Annotated in this window: 11 protein-coding genes; all 11 read right to left on the bottom strand. The window is 65.4% G+C overall.

Annotated features, from left to right (window positions below):
- Positions 1–5 precede the first annotated feature (5 nt).
- Positions 6–1,334: an ABC-2 transporter permease gene (locus KIH77_RS09075; protein WP_219101161.1), complete on the bottom strand. Its 1,329-nt coding sequence runs from the start codon at positions 1,332–1,334 to the stop codon at positions 6–8.
- The gene (locus KIH77_RS09080) at positions 1,331–2,386 is read right to left on the bottom strand and encodes an ABC transporter ATP-binding protein (protein ID WP_219101163.1); all 1,056 of its coding nucleotides are present in this window, start codon (positions 2,384–2,386) and stop codon (positions 1,331–1,333) included. Before KIH77_RS09080 ends, KIH77_RS09075 begins: the two co-directional genes overlap by 4 nt.
- A 306-nt stretch (positions 2,387–2,692) precedes the next feature.
- Positions 2,693–3,517 carry a TrmH family RNA methyltransferase gene (locus KIH77_RS09085; RefSeq protein WP_219101165.1) on the bottom strand — a complete coding sequence of 275 codons (825 nt, stop codon included), beginning with the start codon at positions 3,515–3,517 and terminating at the stop codon, positions 2,693–2,695.
- A gap of 199 nt (positions 3,518–3,716) precedes the next feature.
- Positions 3,717–4,415 (bottom strand): orotate phosphoribosyltransferase, encoded by a 699-nt coding sequence (locus KIH77_RS09090; protein WP_219101167.1) that lies wholly within the window; start codon positions 4,413–4,415, stop codon positions 3,717–3,719.
- Positions 4,416–4,649: 234 nt separating this feature from the next.
- Positions 4,650–6,680, bottom strand: coding sequence for a SpaA isopeptide-forming pilin-related protein (locus KIH77_RS09095; protein ID WP_236024602.1), 2,031 nt, complete (start codon positions 6,678–6,680; stop codon positions 4,650–4,652).
- A 323-nt stretch (positions 6,681–7,003) separates the two neighbouring features.
- Positions 7,004–11,062: a SpaA isopeptide-forming pilin-related protein gene (locus KIH77_RS09100; protein ID WP_219101171.1), complete on the bottom strand. Its 4,059-nt coding sequence runs from the start codon at positions 11,060–11,062 to the stop codon at positions 7,004–7,006.
- A 556-nt stretch (positions 11,063–11,618) separates the two neighbouring features.
- Positions 11,619–14,291, bottom strand: coding sequence for an ATP-dependent chaperone ClpB (clpB, locus tag KIH77_RS09105; RefSeq protein WP_163199893.1), 2,673 nt, complete (start codon positions 14,289–14,291; stop codon positions 11,619–11,621).
- A 113-nt stretch (positions 14,292–14,404) separates the two neighbouring features.
- Positions 14,405–15,694: a hypothetical protein gene (locus KIH77_RS09110; protein ID WP_163199892.1), complete on the bottom strand. Its 1,290-nt coding sequence runs from the start codon at positions 15,692–15,694 to the stop codon at positions 14,405–14,407.
- A gap of 36 nt (positions 15,695–15,730) precedes the next feature.
- Entirely contained in the window at positions 15,731–16,588 is an 858-nt protein-coding gene (locus KIH77_RS09115; RefSeq protein ID WP_163199891.1) for an ABC transporter ATP-binding protein, read from the bottom strand.
- A 34-nt stretch (positions 16,589–16,622) separates the two neighbouring features.
- The gene (locus tag KIH77_RS09120; protein WP_163199890.1) at positions 16,623–17,468 is read right to left on the bottom strand and encodes a hypothetical protein; all 846 of its coding nucleotides are present in this window, start codon (positions 17,466–17,468) and stop codon (positions 16,623–16,625) included.
- Entirely contained in the window at positions 17,440–18,066 is a 627-nt protein-coding gene (locus tag KIH77_RS09125; RefSeq protein ID WP_163199889.1) for an RNA polymerase sigma factor, read from the bottom strand. Before KIH77_RS09125 ends, KIH77_RS09120 begins: the two co-directional genes overlap by 29 nt.
- Positions 18,067–18,361: the final 295 nt, after the last annotated feature.

Consider the following 18,361-nt stretch of genomic DNA (forward strand, 5'->3'; position numbering starts at 1 on the left):
GCCACTCACCGAATGTCCGCGCGCTTCACCGCCAACGTGCCGATGCCCTCGCTCACAATCCACCATCCGACGAGAATCAGAAAACTCTGCCACCAGTTCGGCATGAAATGGTCGGCTCCCCCGGTCGACAGCACCATCGACATCTGGTATCCGCCGCGAACGAACGTGTCGATGGCGGCGGACGGCATGAACGCGGCGACGGTGTTGATCCATGCGAATCTCGTGGCCATGACCGCGACGATGTTCAGGATGCTGGGCGCGATCATGAGCAGTCCGACCAGCGCGAAGATGCCTCCCGGCGTCGCGCGGCAGATCGCGCCGACGCCAAGCGCGATCTTCGCGGCTAGGGCGGCGGCCAGGGCGGCGCCGAACAGCGATATCCACGGCAGCCGCCATTGGTCGCCCGAAAGCGGCGTGACGTTCCAGCCATTGGACACGGCGGCGAGCATCCCCCATGAGATCATCAGTCCGATGAGCGAGGCGGCGAACGATAGGACGCCGACGACGAACGACTTCGCCTCGATGACGTCGGCGCGACGGGGATTGGCGACGAACGTGGCCTGAATCGATTTCGTCGAATATTCCGACGTGATGGCCATGACGCCGAAGATGCCGACGATGAGCGCCACCGTGGACGTCATGCCGGAGACCGCCATCCACAGGTCGGCGGCGGGGATCGGCTTGGGTGTGGCGAGCCGGTTGCCGTTGTCGTCGATGGTGGACGTGAACCACACCGACCATGCGCTCAGCGCCGCGCCCATCGGATAGAACACGACGGTAAGGGCCATAAGCCAGTATGTGGACCGCAGGCCGAGCGTCTTGACGAACTCCGCGCGAATCGATCCCCAGATGCTGACGCGGCCGTTGGGGACCTTCGCCCTGACGGCGGGACGGCGGCGGTTGGCGCGGCGGAGACGCTGCGGTCGGGATTGGTCGGCGGGGCCGGCATCGGGAGGGGCGGTCTGACGGTCGTGGACGTTCGGCTGGTTCTGGACGATCGGCGGATTCTGGGCAACCGGCGGATTCTGGACGATTGGTGGATTCTGGACGATCGGCTGGGAGAGATATTCGGATGTGGCGCCGGGCGCCGGTTCGGCCGGCCGTTGTTGCGCGGAGGCGGTGCCGGAGCGTGGCGCGGCAGTGGCAACGGGACGCGATGCGGCATCAACTACGGCATCGGCGGGGCGGGACGGGACGCCGGTAGTGTCGGCGGCACCGGCGACGGCAGTGGCGGCGACACCGATGTCCGACGGTGATGACGGCGGCTCCGGCGGCAGGGAATCCCGCCGCACTCCCCCGGCTGTGTGACGGCCCCTTCGACGTGCTGCGCTCATCGTGCTCCCCCTTCGTTCGTCGTGGTGGCCGACGCGGCAGTAGACGTGACGGCCGTGGCGGTGCCGCCGTTCGCCGTCGCGGCGTCGGCCTGATCGCCGGCGTCGGCTTGGTCGCCGGCGTCGATGCGTGAACGGTATTCGACCGCGTTATGCGTCAGCTCCATATAGGCATCCTCAAGCGACGTCCGCTCCTGGGTGAACCGGTATGTGACCACCTGATTGTGGGCGAGCAGCTGGGCGACCGGCTCCAACGGCACGCCGGAGACGAGCACCGCATACCCTTCGGCCGGGTCGTTCTGCTCGCGCGGCACATCCTGCACGCGCGCACCACGCAGCACGGCGAGCGCGGCGTGCACCTGCCGCGGATCGGGGGCGACGATGCGGATGCCATGCGTGGAATGCTCGTCGACGAACCGCGCCACGCTCACCTGACGGAGAATCCTCCCCTGACCGATGATGACGAGGTCGTCGGCGGTGAGCGCGACCTCGCTCATGAGATGCGAGCTGAGCAATACGGCCCGGCCTTGCGCCGCATAGTACCGGCACAGTTCACGCACCCATTTGACGCCTTCGGGGTCGAGCCCGTTGATGGGTTCGTCGAGGACGAGATTATGCGGGTCGCCGAGCAGGGCGGCCGCAATCGACAGACGCTGGCTCATGCCGAGCGAGAACGTGCCGGCGCGGCGCTTCTTCACGCTGGCGATGCCGGTAAGGTCGATGACCTCATCCACGCGGGATTTCGGGATGCCGTTGGTCAGGGCGAGGGCGCGCAGATGCGCGTAGGCGCTCAGACCCTTGTGGGCGGAGCGGGCGTCGAGCACGGCGCCGACGGAACGCATGGGCGAACTGAGTCGGTTGAACGGGCGTCCGTCGATGAGGGCGCTGCCGGCATCGGGACGGATCAGGCCGAGCAGGGCCTTCATGGTGGTGGATTTGCCGGCGCCGTTCGGGCCGAGAAAGCCGGTGACGCGGCCATTGAGCGCTGTGAACGAGACCTGGTCGACGGCCTTCTTCGCACCGAACGACTTGACGAGCCCCTCTATCTCTATCATGATTCGAGCCTACAGGCACCGCCCTACAGCCGCCATCATCCATGGGGATGACCATAAGACCATAGGGATGAAACCCTCTTCTTAGTGCCTCCTTAGTGCCTCCTCAGTACCTCCTGGGTTTGTGGGTCCAACCACACGGCCCGAAGAGATTTGTGGGTCCAACCATACTGCCAAAGGGATTTGTGGGTCTGACGGTATGCAGTAACAGCGAAGTGGGTCTAAGACATACACGAGGAGCCTGTTTTCGGTCTCCCCACGTATATCCCAGACCCACAAACCCATATACAGCTACAGCACACCGTCACGTCATGCGATCCACGCGTGCTGGGCGATCTGCGCATGCTGGGCGATCCACGCGTGCATGGCGACGGCCGCCGCCGCCCCTGCGTTGATGGACCGCACCGACCCGAACTGCGAGATGTACACCACGTCGTCGGCCAGGTCGAGCGCCTTCTCGCTCAGGCCCGGCCCCTCCGCGCCGAACAGCAGCAGGCAGCGCCGCGGGAACCGGTACGTCTCCATCGGCACCGCGCCGGGCAGGATGTCCATGGCGATGACCTTCGCCTCGCGCAGCTCATCGACCTCGGCCTGATGCCGTGCGGTGGCGGCGAAGTCGTTGCGCCGGGCCGCGGCCGCGGCGGCCTCCTCGGCTGCGGCAATCTCTCCGGCGATGCGACGACGCCAGTCGGCCACGAGGTCGGCGATGGTGGGATGATGCGCGATGTGCTGGTACAGCTCGGTCATCAGCGCACCCTTACGGTTCCACTTGTGCGGGCCGACGATGTGCACGCGGGCCGCGGCGAACGCGTTGGCGGTGCGCACCATGGAGCCGATGTTGAAGTCATGCGTCCAGTTTTCGATGGCCACCTCGAACGGGTGACGCCCCTGCCGGTCGAGGTCGGCCTTGATGGCCGGGACCGTCCAGTAGCGGTATTTGTCGAGCACGTTGCGCCGGTCGCCGTTGTCGAGCAGTTCGCGGTCGTAGCGGGCGTCGAAGTTGGCGGGGTCGCCGAAGTCGTCGGGTCGCGGCCGGCCGGGATGCGTTTCGGCCCACGGCCCCACGCCGACTTCGCGGAAGGCCGGCTCGTCGGAGGCCAATGCAGCCTTGGTAATCGGATTCGGTTCTCTCATGGGTTTCGTTGCTCCCTGATTCTCGCTGCGCACCATCTGGTGACACCTATCTCCATCTTCTGGGGTGATGAATGCCGATATGCGAAGTATGGCCGTTGGCATTACGGCACTCATACTTCCGATACCATCCGGATTCACCCCAGAAGTTGGAGTTAGCCCCCAATCTCAGGGCCTAATGGCCCCAGAAACGGAGGATTGCTCAGTCTCGCAGCTCGGATTCCCTGAAGACCTCGATGAACGGCAGTTCGTGGGTCTCGCCGTTGACGGGGTTGACGACCTTGACGACCGGTTCGGTCATGTCGACGCCGCCGATGAGCGATGCCACGGCGAGGATCTGCGCGCCCTCGTTCCTGACGACGCCGAAGTCGAGGCTCAGCTCGTTGCCGTTGCGCAGCGTGACCAATGATGACGTCTGCACATAGGATTTCTCGCTCAGCCATGAGTCGAGGAGGATGACGCGCTTACCCTTGATGCTCGGCCCCTTGATGCTCGGGTACACGAAATCCATGACGAACGCGTCGAGATCCTGGCCGCGGGAGGCGGCCGCGTGCACCATCGCGCAGGCGAGCGGCACGGCGGCGGCGGTGAGCGCGCCGACCGCGTCGAAGTCGTCGAGGCCGTAACCCTGCTCCTCGATGACGTCGAGCAGGGTGTGACCGATGAGGCCGGCGCCCTGATGATCGTAGGCGACGGCGGAGAGCTCGCTGAACGGCTTGTTCGCGACTTCCTTGACGAGCATGCGACGCAGCAGGTCCTTGGCGTCGAAGAAGTCGTCGGGAAGGGAGGCGTTGTCGTCGTCGTTGTTGGAGGCGGCGGAGGCCGGTCGGGCGGCGGCCGCGTCATCGCGCAGGTCGGCCGGCCCGGTCTTGCGGAATCCGGAAGCGTTGTCTTGGGTCATGGTTCCACTCTACCGCCAGCGCCGACCGCGCATCGCATGCCGGACGATGACGGACGATACCGAACCAAGCCGAACCAGGCCGGGTTGGCCCCGCCCATTGCCCCGAGCGACGGCGCGGTCACCCCGCCCGAATCGTCGAAATCCGCATTTCCCTCGCCCGGGTCGTCGCGTGACACCGCTGCCGACGACGATTCATGGGAGGGAACATGCGGATTCCGCCTACTTGCTCCTCGCTTACGCGTGGAGAGCGCGGCTGGCGCTGCGGGACTTGAGGAAGATGGCGCCCGCGGCTCCGGCCAGCAACAGACCGACCGCCGTGAAGAACACGATGCCCGCGGCACCCGTCTTCGGCAGCTCGGTGATGCTGCGCACGTTCTTCACCGCGTAGTCGGCGATCTCCGTGTTACCATCACCGGCATCGGTGGGCGCAAGGCCCCACTTGTCGATGCCCTTGAAGGCCACGGCCTTGCCGCCCTTGATGGTGACGTTGAACTTCACGGAGACGGCACCGAGGTAGCCCTGCGGCGCCTTGGTCTCGGTGACGGTGTAGGTGCCGTCGGCCAGGCCGTAGAACGTCACGATGCCGTTCTGGCGGGAGTCGGATTCGTTGATGCCTTCGCCGGTCCACGGGTCGGCCACGTGGTCGATTTCCTCGTCTGAGGCCTCGCCATTGCCGTCCTTGTCGTACTTCGCCACAAGGTCCTTGTTGGTGCGGTCGGGGTCGGGCAGGCCCACGGCCTTGTTGTCGGCGGTGCCGGTATCGGGCTTGATGGTGAACGTGGCGCCGTTGATGCTGGCGTCCGAGATGCCCTTGGCGTCGGTCTTGGTGAACTGGAATCCGCCGAGGGTGAGCCTGGTGCCGTGCTGGGCCTTGGTGTGGTTGTCGTTCACCTCGACGGTGTTGGGGACGTCGCCGTGCACGCCGGTGATCTTGGCCGCATAGGTGACCTTCACGGTCTTGCCCCACAGCAGGGTGGTGTTGTAGTCGTCGGACTGGATGAGCTTGCTGAAGTCCAGCGTGAAGTAGGCCTTGTTGTCGGCGGCGCCCACGATTTCCTTGCCGTTGTTGGCGGCGGAGGTCATCAGGTCAAAGTCGGTGCCCTCGACAAGGGTCTTGACGACCTTGTCGCCGTCGTACACCTTCACGTCGTAGGCGCCGGCGTTCTCGGCGCCGCCTTCGGCGTTGGCCTCGGCAAAGCCGTCGAGATTCACGGTCTGGCCGGCGCCCGGGTAATCGGTGAGCTGGTAGACGTAGGTCTTCGCATCGGAGCCGGTGGTGAGCGGCAGGGTGCTGGTCAGCGTGTAGCGCACGGTCTGGCCGGTGGAGACGGTCTTGTCGGAGTCGTCGACGGTCTTGCTGACCGGGGTCACGTGGTTCTTGAATTCCACGGTGTTGTCGCCGGCGGTGATGTCACCGAGCAGATACAGGTAGTTGACCTTGTTGGTCGTGCCGTCCGCGGTCAGGTGACCGGAGGCGAGGATGATCGGCGCGGAATTGACGACGACCTTGCCTTTGGACGCGGCGTCGTTCTCGGCGCCGTCCTGAATGTGGCCGCCCGAGTAGGAGGTCACGTCGAGGAACAGGTAGATGCCTGCGGGCAGGTCGGCGGTGAACGAGTTGGGGTCGCCGGTCACGGCCTGCAGATTGCCCTTGCCGCGGTCATAGGACAGCACGGTCGGATCGCCAAGCTTATCGAGGCTTCCCTGCGTGGTGGTCAGCGCGTCGGCGAACTTGCGGGTGGTGCTTTCCACGGCCGGGTCGGAACCGTCCTTGTTCGTCCACGGCTTGGTGGCGGACTGGTCGAGGTAGCCGTACTGCAGGGCCCATGCCAGCGGGTCGGCGTCACGCGGGACGGCACCCTTGTAGGGGTCGTTGGCATCGGGTGTAACACCGTCCAATGCGGCGGTGAGGGCGCTCTTCACGGCCTCCTTGGCGGCATCGTTGGTGCTGTCAACAGTCTGCACACCGAAGACGGCGCCCTGATCGACGCCGGCTTCGCCGCCGTCGAGGTACTGGTAGTAGTCGGCGAGCTTGTACGCGTTGATGACGCGGTTGTTGTTCTTGCCCCACTGGTCGGCGTTCTCGCTGGTGAACTTGAACGTGGCGTTCGCGGTCACCTTGCCCTGGTCGTCGACCTGGCCGGCCGCCAGCGGCGCATACGGCAGCGACGACGGCGTGGTCGCCGCGTTGGCGGCGCCGGCGCCGAGGGCAAGGCCGCTGAGCAGCGTGGCCGCGGCGGCGAGACCGGCGAATAGTCGTCTCATCTTCATGAGGACCCTTCTTTCTGTTTTCCTACTGTGGTTTGTGGTTCGCGGAAACGGAAACCCGTCGTCGTGCGCCGACGTCCGTCGTTTCCGCGGATCCGCAAGTGCTGTGTGCTGTATTCGGTTATGTGGTACGTATGGTGTGTGGTGGGGTGGGGGCTTGACTGCTTGGTGCATCGGCTACTTGGCCTGCCCAACCACCCCCAGTCTCGGCTGCCGCCGAGCCAGCCCCCGCCAGCGGGGGCAGATGCCCTTGGCCCCCGCTGGCGGGGGCCGTCACGCGTAGCGTGACCGGGGGTGGCCTGAAGCCTCTTCGGCAGTCGCTACATCATCAGCGCGGTCCGTCGCTTTCGGTATTCGTTCACGCCGAATCCGATGGCCGCGGCCGCGAGCGCCAGCCCGCCGCCGACCATCAGCCAGTCCATCGCCGACCCGCCCGTGAGCGGCAGCGAGGCCACGGCCCGCACGTTGGCGATCTTGTTGACCTTGTTGTCGGTCACGCACAGTTTCCTGCCGTCCGTCACGGCGGAGCAGTCAAGCACCGCGGCGTGGCCGCCGTCGCCGGCGTCGGTCGTCGTGGAGGTGATGGTGAACTTGTATGCGCCCGCCGACTTCACATAGCCGTCTGGCGCGGTCTGTTCGGTCATCTCGTATTGCCCGGGTTCGAGTTCGGCGATGGTGAATCGTCCGGGCTCCTCGTTGACGTCCGTATATGTCGTGGCCGTGTTGGAGACCTTGGCGCATTCGGCGGTCGTGCAGTCCTTCACGGTTTTCGCCACAGGATTGTCGATGGCCGTGCCGTCGGCGTTGGCCACGCGTTTGACGGACCATACGGATCCTTCGAGCTCCTCGTCATGGTCTGCGCTGTCCACCTTGGTCCATGAGAATCGGATGGGACTGTTGCGGATTTCGCTGCTGGCCATCCGGTTGCCGGCGGCGTCCCGCCACGTGGTCACGCCGTTCCCGTCGATTGAGAACCGATAGTATGCGCCGGCGCCCGGCTGCAGATATCCGTCGGGGGCCCGCGTCTCGACGAGGCGGTATTCGGCGTCGACGGGCAGTCCTTTGACGGTGAAATGACCGGCCGACTTGTCTTCGTCCTTGGTGGTCGACGGGCAGTTGTCGCCGGCGGCCACGTCACAGTCCGTGATGTCGTCGTATCCGGCGATGGTGTTGCCGTCGGCGTCGGTGATCTTCCAATGCGAGCCGGCGAGGTATTTCACGGGGTCCGTGGCGTTGCGCTTGCTCCAGTCGACCGAGCCGGTCTTGCGCACGTTGCCGATGACGCCGTTCTCGATCGGTCCGTTCTCGTCGACGGCCTGGCCTTTGAGCGTGACCTTCGCTTCGACGGGCGGCTCGCCGGGGTCGACCTCCTTGATGGTGAACGTGTATTCGTTGCCGGTGGGCTGGTAGCCGGAGGGGGCTTCCTCTTCGGTCAGCGTGTAGGTGCCCGCCTTGAGGTTGTCGATGCTGATTTCGCCGTCCGCCGGATTGTTGTCGCGGCTGCCGTTGTCCTGGATGACGACTTCCTTCGTGGCACCGTTGTCGTGCGTGTGCCAGCAGGTTTCGGCGTCGGCGTTGGCCTGGCAGTCGGCGGGGCGCAGGCTTTCGTCGAGTGCGCCGCCGTCCGTGGTGGTGACCTTCCACTTCGAGCCGGGCAGCAGCTTCGTCGTATCGACCTTGGTGGCGTCGCCGGACTTGGTGGCGGCCTTGCTCCACGACACCGAATACGGGGAGTCGAAGACGATGACGCCGTTGCTGCCGAAGCCGCCGCCGGAGAGGCGTGCGCTGTTGCCGGTCACGGTGAGCAGGGCGTTGCGCATGAGGCTGCCGTTCGTGCCGGTCGAGCCGGCCAAGGCCTTGCCGTCGGCGTTGAGCACGGATTTCAGCGCGACGCCGGTGGTGTAGTGGTCGAGCGTGTAGCCGCCGGCCACGGCGTCGGCCTGAGCCTGAGCCAAGGCATTCTGGTGATCCGCACGATTGTCCTGATACAGCATGAGCTTGGTGCGGTTTGCGATTGCCTTGCTGTCCGACGGATAGCGTTTGCCGCCCGAGAGCACGGCGTCGCGCCCCTGTTGGACCTTCTGTTTGGGCAGCCAGGCATCATAATAGCCGCTCGAAGTCTGAGCCGGGGTGCCGTCGTGATACCAGTCGACGGTCTGCGTGGTCCGGCTGGTGAACCAAGTGTTGAGCAGCATGAAGTAGTTCGGCGGCAGATTGGCGGAATACGCCGTGTTCTTGAAGTACGGGTTCATGATGGCGAGGTCGTCGCCGGCCATGGTGTCGCTGGTGCCGGCGGTGGACTTGTTGTCGGTGTTCGCGTCGATGCCGTCGTCCACGCTGTTGCCGTAGAGGGCGATGTTGCCGCCTTCGGATGTGGTGGAGGCGCCGGACGGGCAGAACCACAGGCCGCCGCCGAAGTGGCCGGCGGTGTTCTGGGTGGCGACGGTCTTGCCGATGTATGACGTGGTGTATTCCTCGGTGTAGATGGCGCCGCCGAGGTAGCCGGATACGTTGTCCTTGTAGTCGCCGCCCATGAAGTAGGCCTTGTTCTTCTCATCGCGGGCGCCCTGCAGGAAGATGGCGCCGCCGGCGCCGCCGCGGGCGATCTGGTCGCCGGAGGCTTTCTGGTCGGCCGAGCTTGCGATCTTCGCGGTGTCGGAGACGGCGGCCCAGTTGCCGATGAACTGCGGTTTGGTACCATCAAGGCCGTTCTTCACCCACAGGTTGGCGTGCGACCATACGGCGCCGCCGCCGGAGCTCCAGTTCCAGGAATCGGCATGGTTGCCTTGGAAGGTGACGCCGCCTTGGATGACAAGGCTTCCGCCATAGTTCGCGTGGATGGCGCCGCCGCCGGAGCCGGAGCGTCCCATGCAATCCTCGGATTCGGTGTCGCAGCCGCCGGATCCTTGCCGGTTGTTCAGGAATCGCACGGCGTTCTTGGACGCTCCTGTGATCTCCATGGTGGGCGTGCCGCTCTCGCCGTTCTGCGCGATGGCGCCGCCGCCGAGCCCCTTGGCCACGTTGCTGTCGAACAATCCGCCGGTGATGGTCAGCGTATGGGTGTTGTTGATTACGCCACCGACGCTTTCGGCCGTGTTGTTCTTGAACGATCCGCCGGAAATCGTCAGCGTGCCGGTGTTGGAGATCACACCGCCGCCTTTCTTCCAGTTCTCGTTCGGATTTTCGGCCTGCGAGATCTTCGAGGTGTTGCCCTCCGCCGCGGTGTCTCCGCCGAACGTTCCGGCTTTGATCGTCAGCGTGCCGTTGTTGCAGATCACGCCGCCGACGGTGCCTGCCGTATTGCCGGTGAACTTGGCCGAACCGTCGATGGTCGTGGTGGTCTTGGCGGAGTTCTGCATGATGACGCCGCCTGCATAGCTCGTGGTATTGCCGTCGAAGGTGCCGCCGTGGATGGCGATGGCGGTTGCTTCGTCCACTGCGGGCACGGAAATCACGGAACCGCGCGTGCCCTTGTTGTTCTTGAACGTGCCGCCGTTGATCGTCAGGCCACCCGCCGACTGGTTGAACAGGCCCGAGTAGAACCGCGTGCCCGTCGTGTTGTTGTTCTGGAACAGGCCGGATTCCACGGTGACGGTGCCGCCACGGTTCGTGGCGATGGCTGCCGTGGTGTCCTGATCGAACGTGCCGGTGTTGTCGGAGACGACGATGTTGTCGTACGTGCCGCCGTTGAGGTCCAGCTTCGCGTCGCTCTCCACGGTGGCGAGGCGGCGCGTGGCCGGCGTGGCCTCGGCGCCGCCGTAGGTGAACGAATCGTTCTTGTCCTTGGTGCCGAAGGCGAGTGCGCCGCCGGATTTCACGTCGAACAGCGAACCGGCCGTGTCGCCGGCCGCGGTGGTGAGCGCCTTGCCGTCCGCCGCACCGACGGTGGACGTGATGGCGATGGTTTTGCCGGCGTCGATGGTGATGGTTTTGCCGGCGTCCGCCGTCACGGGTTTGGTGATGACGACCGCGGTCGCGGCGTCGGCCCGGGCGTCGGCGATGCAGGTCTCCAATTCGGTCCAGGAGGTCACGGCGGCGCAATCGCCCACCGCCGTTGGAATCGCTGCGGCACGGCCGGCGGCGCTCTTCGGAACGGCCGTTGCGTTTGACGTCCTGCCGGCATCCGTGGTATCGGACGACGGCGTCGAGGCGGGGGTCGGCGACGTGGTGGACGTGGTCGGGGTCGGCGACGTCACGGCATCGGCGGCGCTGGCCGCGGGAACGCCCACGCCGAGCATCGACACGGCCGCGATCACGGCGGCGACGGACCTCACGCCATGCAGGCGCGACAATCCGGAAAAGGTTTTCATGGCGCGGAGCCGGGCGGACGCTCGTCCTCCCTGCTTCGCGGACCCGTTGTTCGTGTTGTTCACTGTCATTCCCGTCTTCTTTTCACGTCCCCGGAGCGACGACGCTGATCCACCGGCCATACCGATACGGCCAAGTCGCAGGGAACGCCCCTAATCTACCCCCCTGAAAACGACATTACGTTAGGGATAACACATGAAGGGATAACATATTGAGGGACAACACATCGCGGGATGACATCAGGAATACCGCACTGCGGAATACTATATTGAGGAACAACGTATGGGATTGCGCACCAATCGGCGGCTCACTATCGAGGCCGACCGAATATTGGGGTGGCCCACTATACGGGGCTATTCATGGGGTCCTCCAGCCGGAATGCGACGACCCGCTCCCGTTAGGCGAAGGCGGCGGCCCACACTTTCCCCGTACATACGAAAAATCCACGGCCCCCATCCCCACGAACCCAACTCAAGGGCAGAAAACCCCGTTATCCGGGATTTGTGGTGCCTTTCGGTCGTTTTCGGGGCGGAAAACGACCATTTGGCACCCTGAATCGCGGGTAACGGGGTTAACGGTATGGTCTGGCAGGCTCTCCAGTCGAGCTCAGCAGCCGTGCCAACCGCGTCAGTCGGCCTGGACGTCGTCGATGGAGACGTCGGGGCTGTCGGGCGTGTGGTCGGCGAGCGGGTCCTCGGGCATGTCGGTGAGTTCGAGGTGTTCGCCGCCGGTCTGGTCGACGAGCACGGTGTCGCCGTCGTGGATCCTGCCGCCGAGCAGCATGCGGGCCAGCTGGTCGCCGACCTCGGTCTGCACGAGTCGACGCAGCGGACGGGCGCCGTATGCCGGGTCGTAGCCGGTGTCGGCCAGCCATTCGCGTGCCGCATCGGTCACGTCGAGCGTGATCCGGCGGTCGCTCAGACGGGCGGCGACCTGCTTGACCTGGATGTTCACGATGCCGCCCAGCTCCTCGCGGGTGAGCGGATGGAACATGACGATCTCGTCGAGTCGGTTGAGGAACTCGGGCTTGAAGTTCATGTGCACGGCGTCCATCACGGCCTTCTTCTTGGCATCGGCGTCCATGTCCTCGTTGACGAGGAACTGGGAGCCGAGGTTGGAGGTCATGATGAGGATGGTGTTCTTGAAGTCGACCGTACGACCTTGACCGTCGGTCAGACGACCATCGTCAAGCACCTGCAGCAGCACGTCGAAGACCTCGGGGTTCGCCTTCTCGACCTCGTCGAACAGCACGACGGAGTACGGGCGACGACGCACGGCCTCGGTGAGCTGGCCGCCCTCCTCGTAGCCGACGTAGCCGGGGGCCGCGCCGATCAGACGGGAGACGGACGCCTTCTCCATGTACTCGGACATGTCGATGCGGACCATGGCCTTCTCGTCGTCGAACAGGAAGTCGGCGAGCGCCTTGGCGAGCTCGGTCTTGCCCACGCCGGTGGGGCCGAGGAACAGGAACGAGCCGGTCGGGCGGTTCGGATCGCTGATGCCGGCGCGCGAGCGGCGCACGGCGTCGGCCACGGCGGTGATGGCCTCCTTCTGGCCGATCACGCGCTTGCCGAGGTAGTCCTCCATGTGCAGCAGCTTCTCGTTCTCGCCCTGCATGAGGCGGCCGACGGGGATGCCGGTCCAGTCGGCGACGATCTCGGCGACGGAGTCGGCGTCCACATGGTCGGGGACCATGGGCTCGCTGCCGTTCGCGCCGGTGCCGTTGGCCTTGGATTCGGCGTCGGCGTTCTCCGCGGCGGCGAGCTCCTTCTGGATGGCGGGGATGTCGCCGTAGAGGATCTTCGACGCCTTGGCGAGGTCGCCTTCGCGGGTGGCCTTGTCGGCCTGCACACGCAGGTCGTCGAGCTTGGCGCGCAGGTCGCCGACCTTGTTGTGGCCGGCCTTCTCGGCATCCCAACGGGCCTTGAGCCCGCTGAGCTTCTCACGCGAGTCGGCGAGTTCGGTCTGGATCTTCTCCAGGCGTTCCTTGCTGGCGGGGTCCTCGGCCTTCTTCAGCTGCATCTCCTCCATCTCGAGACGCGTGACCTTGCGCTGCAGCTCGTCGATCTCCTCGGGCTGGGAGTCGAGCTCCATACGCAGGTGCGCGGCCGCCTCGTCGACGAGGTCGATGGCCTTGTCGGGCAGCTGACGGCCGGAGATGTAGCGGTTGGAGAGCGTGGCTGCGGCCACGAGCGCGTCGTCGCCAATCGTCACCTTATGGTGCGCCTCGTAACGCTGCTTGAGGCCACGCAGGATCGCGACGGTGTCCTCCACGGAGGGCTCGCCGACGAACACCTGCTGGAAACGACGTTCAAGCGCCGGGTCCTTCTCGATGTTCTCGCGGTATTCGTCGAGCGTGGTCGCGCCGATCAGGCGGAGTTCGCCACGGGCCAGCATGGGCTTGAGCATGTTGCCGGCGTCCATGGAGCCTTCGGCCGCACCCGCGCCAACGATGGTGTGGATCTCGTCGATGAACGTGATGATCTGGCCGTCGGCGTTCTTGATCTCGTCAAGCACGCTCTTGAGGCGTTCCTCGAATTCGCCACGGTACTTCGAACCGGCAACCATCGAGCCCATGTCGAGGCTGATGAGCTTCTTGTTCTGCAGCGTGGTCGGCACATCGCCGGCGACGATACGCTGGGCGAGGCCTTCGACGACGGCGGTCTTGCCGACGCCGGGCTCGCCAATCAGCACCGGGTTGTTCTTGGTGCGGCGGGAGAGGATCTGGATCACGCGGCGGATCTCCTGGTCGCGGCCGATGACCGGGTCGAGCTTGCCTTCCTTCGCGCGGGCGGTGAGGTCGGTGGAGTACTTCTCCAGCGCCTTGTAGCTGCCTTCGGCGTCGGGGCTGTCGACCTTGCGGCCGCCGCGGATGCCGGGGACGGCCTTGCGCAGCGCCTCGGGGGTCACGCCGGCCTGCTTGAGGATGTCGGCGGATTCGTTCGGGCCGACGGCGATGCCGATGAGCAGATGCTCAGTGGAGACGTATTCGTCGCCCATCTGCTTCATCTCCTTCTCGGCCTGCGCGAGCGCGGTGGTCAGCTGGCGGCTGGCCTGCGGCTGCGACGTGCTCGAGCCGCTGGCGCTCGGCAGGGCGACCAGCGCGTTGCGCACGGCCGCGCCGACCTGCTTCGGGTCGCCGCCGGCCGCCTGGATGAGGCCGGGGACCACGCCGTTCTCCTGACGCAGCAGCGCGTCGACCACGTGCAGGGTCTCGACCTGCGCGTTGCCGGCCGCCGATGCGCTCTGGATGGCGTCCCCAAGCGCCTCTTGAGTCATCCTCGTGAAGTTCTGTTCCATGATGTCCTCCAATGTCGGGTTATAACGTCTTGCTGATACGAACAACCGGACCTTGGAGTATTTTATTCCCAAAACTTGAGTGATTATGACTCAAGTTTTGGGATGTGGAATCGTCACCTCGCCAGATCGGCACGGCGGGCGCGACGCAACGTCACCGCCCAGACGGCCGCCACGACCGCGATCATCGCCACGGCCACGGCGACCTCGCAGCCGGGCAGCCCCGTATGCATCGACAGCGCGTTCGTCATGAGGAACGCCTCGCCCAGCACCGCGTAGATGGCGCAGAAAAGGAACAGGGCCGTCAGCGGCACGACGACGAGCATGGCGCGGATCAGTCCGTCGAACCAATGCGTCACCCATGCCACGCCCAACGTGAACGTCACCGTCATCACCGTTCCCAGCAACGCGACGGCCAGCAGATATCCGGCGAAGTTCCAGCCGCCGAACCACGGCAGCACGCTTGTGGAGAACACGGGCGTCGCCAGATACGGCCATACCTGCGGCAGCCAGACGCCGGCGAACACGGCCGCCATCACCACGCACACCGCCAGCGAGCTCAGACCGACGGCCAGCAGCTGCACGCCGGTCACGCGGCGGCCGATGCGCGACGACCACTGCAGCTGACGCATGTTGCGCCTGCGGTCGGCGACGAACAACGACGCCGTCAGCACGACCGACATCACCACCGAATAGACGAACATCAGGAACACCATGAGCATGGTCGTCTCATACGCGTCCGTGTACTTCTCCAGATATCCCATGTTGTCGCGCTGCGCATACAGCCTGTCGACCTGTGCGGCGGCGGTCTTCGGCAGCGCGAGCTTGGCGTAGTAGGCGTTTTCCTCGGCTTCCGACATGCCGCTCCGAGGCGGGAACATACGAAGCGCGAAAGCCACACGCTGCGTGACGTCAACTTTCGAAGTCCCTCTTTCATAATCCTCGACGGTTATCGCCCGCGACTCATAGGCGTGGAATTCCGGCAGGTCGGCGATGCGTTCGGAGTACTCGTCCCAATCGGTCGTGCCATCGACGGCGAACGTCAGATCGTCGGAATTCTCGCCGACCGAGGCCACGGACTGATCGTTGCGAACCTTGATGAACGAATCGTAATCGGTGACGCCGAACCGTTTCGACTGCCTGTCGGCCACGATCTTGGCGTCGAGAGCGGAACGCAGCTCCGGCAGATCGGCCTTCATCGCGGCGACCGACTCACGGTTGACGACCGGCCCGTATTCGTTGATGAGGCCGACGGTGTCGTCGTTGCCGATGTTGCCGGGAGCATTGAGGTTGCCGGCTTCGAGCTGGGTGTACGGCACGGCGTAGGCAATGGCCGCCACGATGAGCGCGACGACGACTCCGGGCCGCCAGATCTTGCGCAGTTCCTGAATGAGCAGGGCGAACATGGGTTGGTCCTTTCTTGGGAAACGTATCGTCGGCGACTAGTCGCGGTAGGTGAGCAGGAAGGCGTCCTCGAGACCGGGATGCACGGATTCGATGCCCCGGTCGGCGGATTCGGGAATCGGGTCGGGCGAGTAGATGCGCTTGGCGGTTTCGCCGCCGCGCTGGATTTCGCTGAGCTTCAGCTGGCCGTCGTGCAGGACGTAGCCGCTCGGCACTTCGTAGATGCGGCCTTCGAGGCGTTCGCAGATCGCGGCCGGCTCGTCGGCCTCGCGCACGGTGGCGTCGCCGAGCATGACGATGCGGTCGGCGATGGTTTCGAGGTCGGAGACGATATGCGTGGCGATGACCACGATATGGTCGGCGGCCAGATTATGGACGATGTTGCGGAAGCGGACGCGCTCCTTGGGGTCGAGGCCGGCGGTCGGCTCGTCAAGGAGAAGGATCCGCGGCCGGTGGATGAGCGCCTGGGCGATGCCGACGCGGCGTATCATGCCGCCGGAAAGCGTGCGCATCTTCCTGTCGGCCTGGTCGGAGAGATGGACCATGGCGAGCAGCTCGTCGATGCGCGGGGCGATCTCGTCGCGAGGAACACCCTGGAGCGTGGCGATGTACTTCAGGAAACGTCGCGGAGAATGGTTCGGATAGTAGCCGAAATCCTGCGGCAGGTAGCCGATGAGACTGCGGTAGCGCTCCCCCATGCCGACGATGTCCTCGCCGTCCCATCGGATGGCGCCGGCGTCGGGAGTCAGGAGCGTGGCGAGCAGTTTGATGAGCGTGGTCTTGCCGGCGCCGTTCGGGGCGAGCAGACCGTAGACGCCCCGCTCGAATTCGAGGTTGACGTCGTGCAGGATGAGTTTGCCGGACAGTTCCTTGCCGACGTGCTCCACGGTAAGCATGATGCGGTTCCTTTCTTCGATGCCTGACGTTTGGCTAGGCAATGGCCACCGGCTTGCGGCAGTAGGCGTTGAGGGAGGCGAGATAGACGGCGGCCGAGGCAAGGCCCACGGCGAGGCACACGGCCGGAGGCAGCTGGGCAAGCCAGGGCGCGACCGCGGCGCGGGTGAGCCACAGCACCGTGCCAAGCACAAGCCATATGGCGGGCATCACCAGCGCGGAGGCGGGCCACGCGCAATGACGCTCCACCGCCAGCTGCCCGAGCGCGAACACGAACAGCGAGGAGAACGAGACCCCCAGCACGGTGACCGCGTCGAGTCTCAGTCCCGCGACGCCGACGGCCACGCCGAACGCCACGCACATCACGGTGGACATCGCGCCCAGCGCCAGCATGCGGATGGCGGCGATCTGCCGGAACGACCAGCGGCATGTCCGCAGCAGGTCCAGCATCCGCACCTCACGCTCGCGCAGCATCATGAGCAGCGAAATGGCCATATGCAGCAACGGCGAGACAAGGAACACGGCGACGAGCAGCACGTCGGCATGATGCGCGATCCACAGCGCACGCTCCTGCATCATCGTCATCTGCGCCATGGCCGTCGGCGACGCCGCGGCATCCGCAAACGAGCCGGCCCGCATGCGGGAGGCCCCCGCCGCACCGAACAGCGCGGCGAACAGGGGCGCCCATGCCACGAAGGCCGTCATAAGGCCGAGGAACACGCAATCCCCCACGCCGAAGAACAGGCTGCGCACCCCCAGCGAACGCACGACGTCGACCAGGGACGCCCATAGCCCGACGCGCCTCGGCACGCCCATGGCCACGATGTGCCGGATGCTCCGCTCGCGTTCGGCTTCAGTGGGATACGGTATCTGCTCGTTCATCGCCGAACTCCTTTCGTATGGTCTTCATCAGTCGGAACCACCGTGCCTTCACGGTCGACTCCGGCGCTCCCGTCACGGCCGCGATCTCGGTGAACGTCTGACCGGCGTACAGGTGCAGCCGGTAGGTCTCCTGCACGGCGGGGTCGAAGTCGCGCACGCGGTCCTCGATGCGGTTCAGCAGGTCGCGGTGCGCGAGCAGGCTGGCCGGATCGGGCATCCGCTCGTCGGCGATGTCGGGAGGGGCGCCGCCACCGTCCGCCGCGTCGGCCGCCGAATCTCCGCCGCCGGCCCGGGCTCCCGGCCCCTCCGGCAGCGGGACGGTCGGCACGCCTCGCCGTCGCCGCACATCGATGACCTTGTATGCGGCGATTCGATACAGCCAGGTGGTGAACGACGCCTTGCCGGAATCGTAGGTGGCAAGTGCGCCCAGCATGGCGATGAACGTCTCCTGCGTGAGGTTCATGGCCTGCTGTCGGTCGCCGATCTGACGCCAGACGAACGCGAACACCGCGTCGTAGTGCGCGCGCACGAGCTCGTCGGCGGCTCTGCGCGAGCCACGCCGTACGATGCGTCGTATCAGCCGCAGGTCGTCCGTCATCGCGTTCGCCGCCTTCCTTCGTCTCTTCCGATCTCCCCGAACGCCGTCCGAGCGTCCGTACGCCCGCATCAACCGCGTTCACCCATATATTCGTATCCCCGACCCGAAAAGTTGCATCCGGCCTCTTTCCGACACGCCGAAACCCCGAGCCGCGCGCATTCGGCACCGCAAAACGGCCCAAATAAACGGTCCAAATTATGAAGGGCGTGCCGGAAAACCGCACGTACCGCTCCTATACTCGCCTCTGGATTCACCCAATGGTCTCGTATCCGGCGTCCGGCAAACGGCCACGATC

The sequence above is a fragment of the Bifidobacterium pluvialisilvae genome, assembly GCF_019331695.1.
In the GTDB taxonomy this organism is placed as follows: domain Bacteria; phylum Actinomycetota; class Actinomycetes; order Actinomycetales; family Bifidobacteriaceae; genus Galliscardovia; species Galliscardovia pluvialisilvae.

What these genes read in the sequence shown, in the direction of transcription:
- KIH77_RS09075 (WP_219101161.1), bottom strand. Translation starts at nt 1,334, where the DNA reads ATGAGCGCAGCACGTCGAAGGGGCCGTCACACAGCCGGGGGAGTGCGG.
- KIH77_RS09080 (WP_219101163.1), bottom strand. Translation starts at nt 2,386, where the DNA reads ATGATAGAGATAGAGGGGCTCGTCAAGTCGTTCGGTGCGAAGAAGGCC.
- KIH77_RS09085 (WP_219101165.1), bottom strand. Translation starts at nt 3,517, where the DNA reads ATGAGAGAACCGAATCCGATTACCAAGGCTGCATTGGCCTCCGACGAG.
- KIH77_RS09090 (WP_219101167.1), bottom strand. Translation starts at nt 4,415, where the DNA reads ATGACCCAAGACAACGCTTCCGGATTCCGCAAGACCGGGCCGGCCGAC.
- KIH77_RS09095 (WP_236024602.1), bottom strand. Translation starts at nt 6,680, where the DNA reads ATGAGACGACTATTCGCCGGTCTCGCCGCCGCGGCCACGCTGCTCAGC.
- KIH77_RS09100 (WP_219101171.1), bottom strand. Translation starts at nt 11,062, where the DNA reads ATGACAGTGAACAACACGAACAACGGGTCCGCGAAGCAGGGAGGACGA.
- clpB (WP_163199893.1), bottom strand. Translation starts at nt 14,291, where the DNA reads ATGGAACAGAACTTCACGAGGATGACTCAAGAGGCGCTTGGGGACGCC.
- KIH77_RS09110 (WP_163199892.1), bottom strand. Translation starts at nt 15,694, where the DNA reads ATGTTCGCCCTGCTCATTCAGGAACTGCGCAAGATCTGGCGGCCCGGA.
- KIH77_RS09115 (WP_163199891.1), bottom strand. Translation starts at nt 16,588, where the DNA reads ATGCTTACCGTGGAGCACGTCGGCAAGGAACTGTCCGGCAAACTCATC.
- KIH77_RS09120 (WP_163199890.1), bottom strand. Translation starts at nt 17,468, where the DNA reads ATGAACGAGCAGATACCGTATCCCACTGAAGCCGAACGCGAGCGGAGC.
- KIH77_RS09125 (WP_163199889.1), bottom strand. Translation starts at nt 18,066, where the DNA reads ATGACGGACGACCTGCGGCTGATACGACGCATCGTACGGCGTGGCTCG.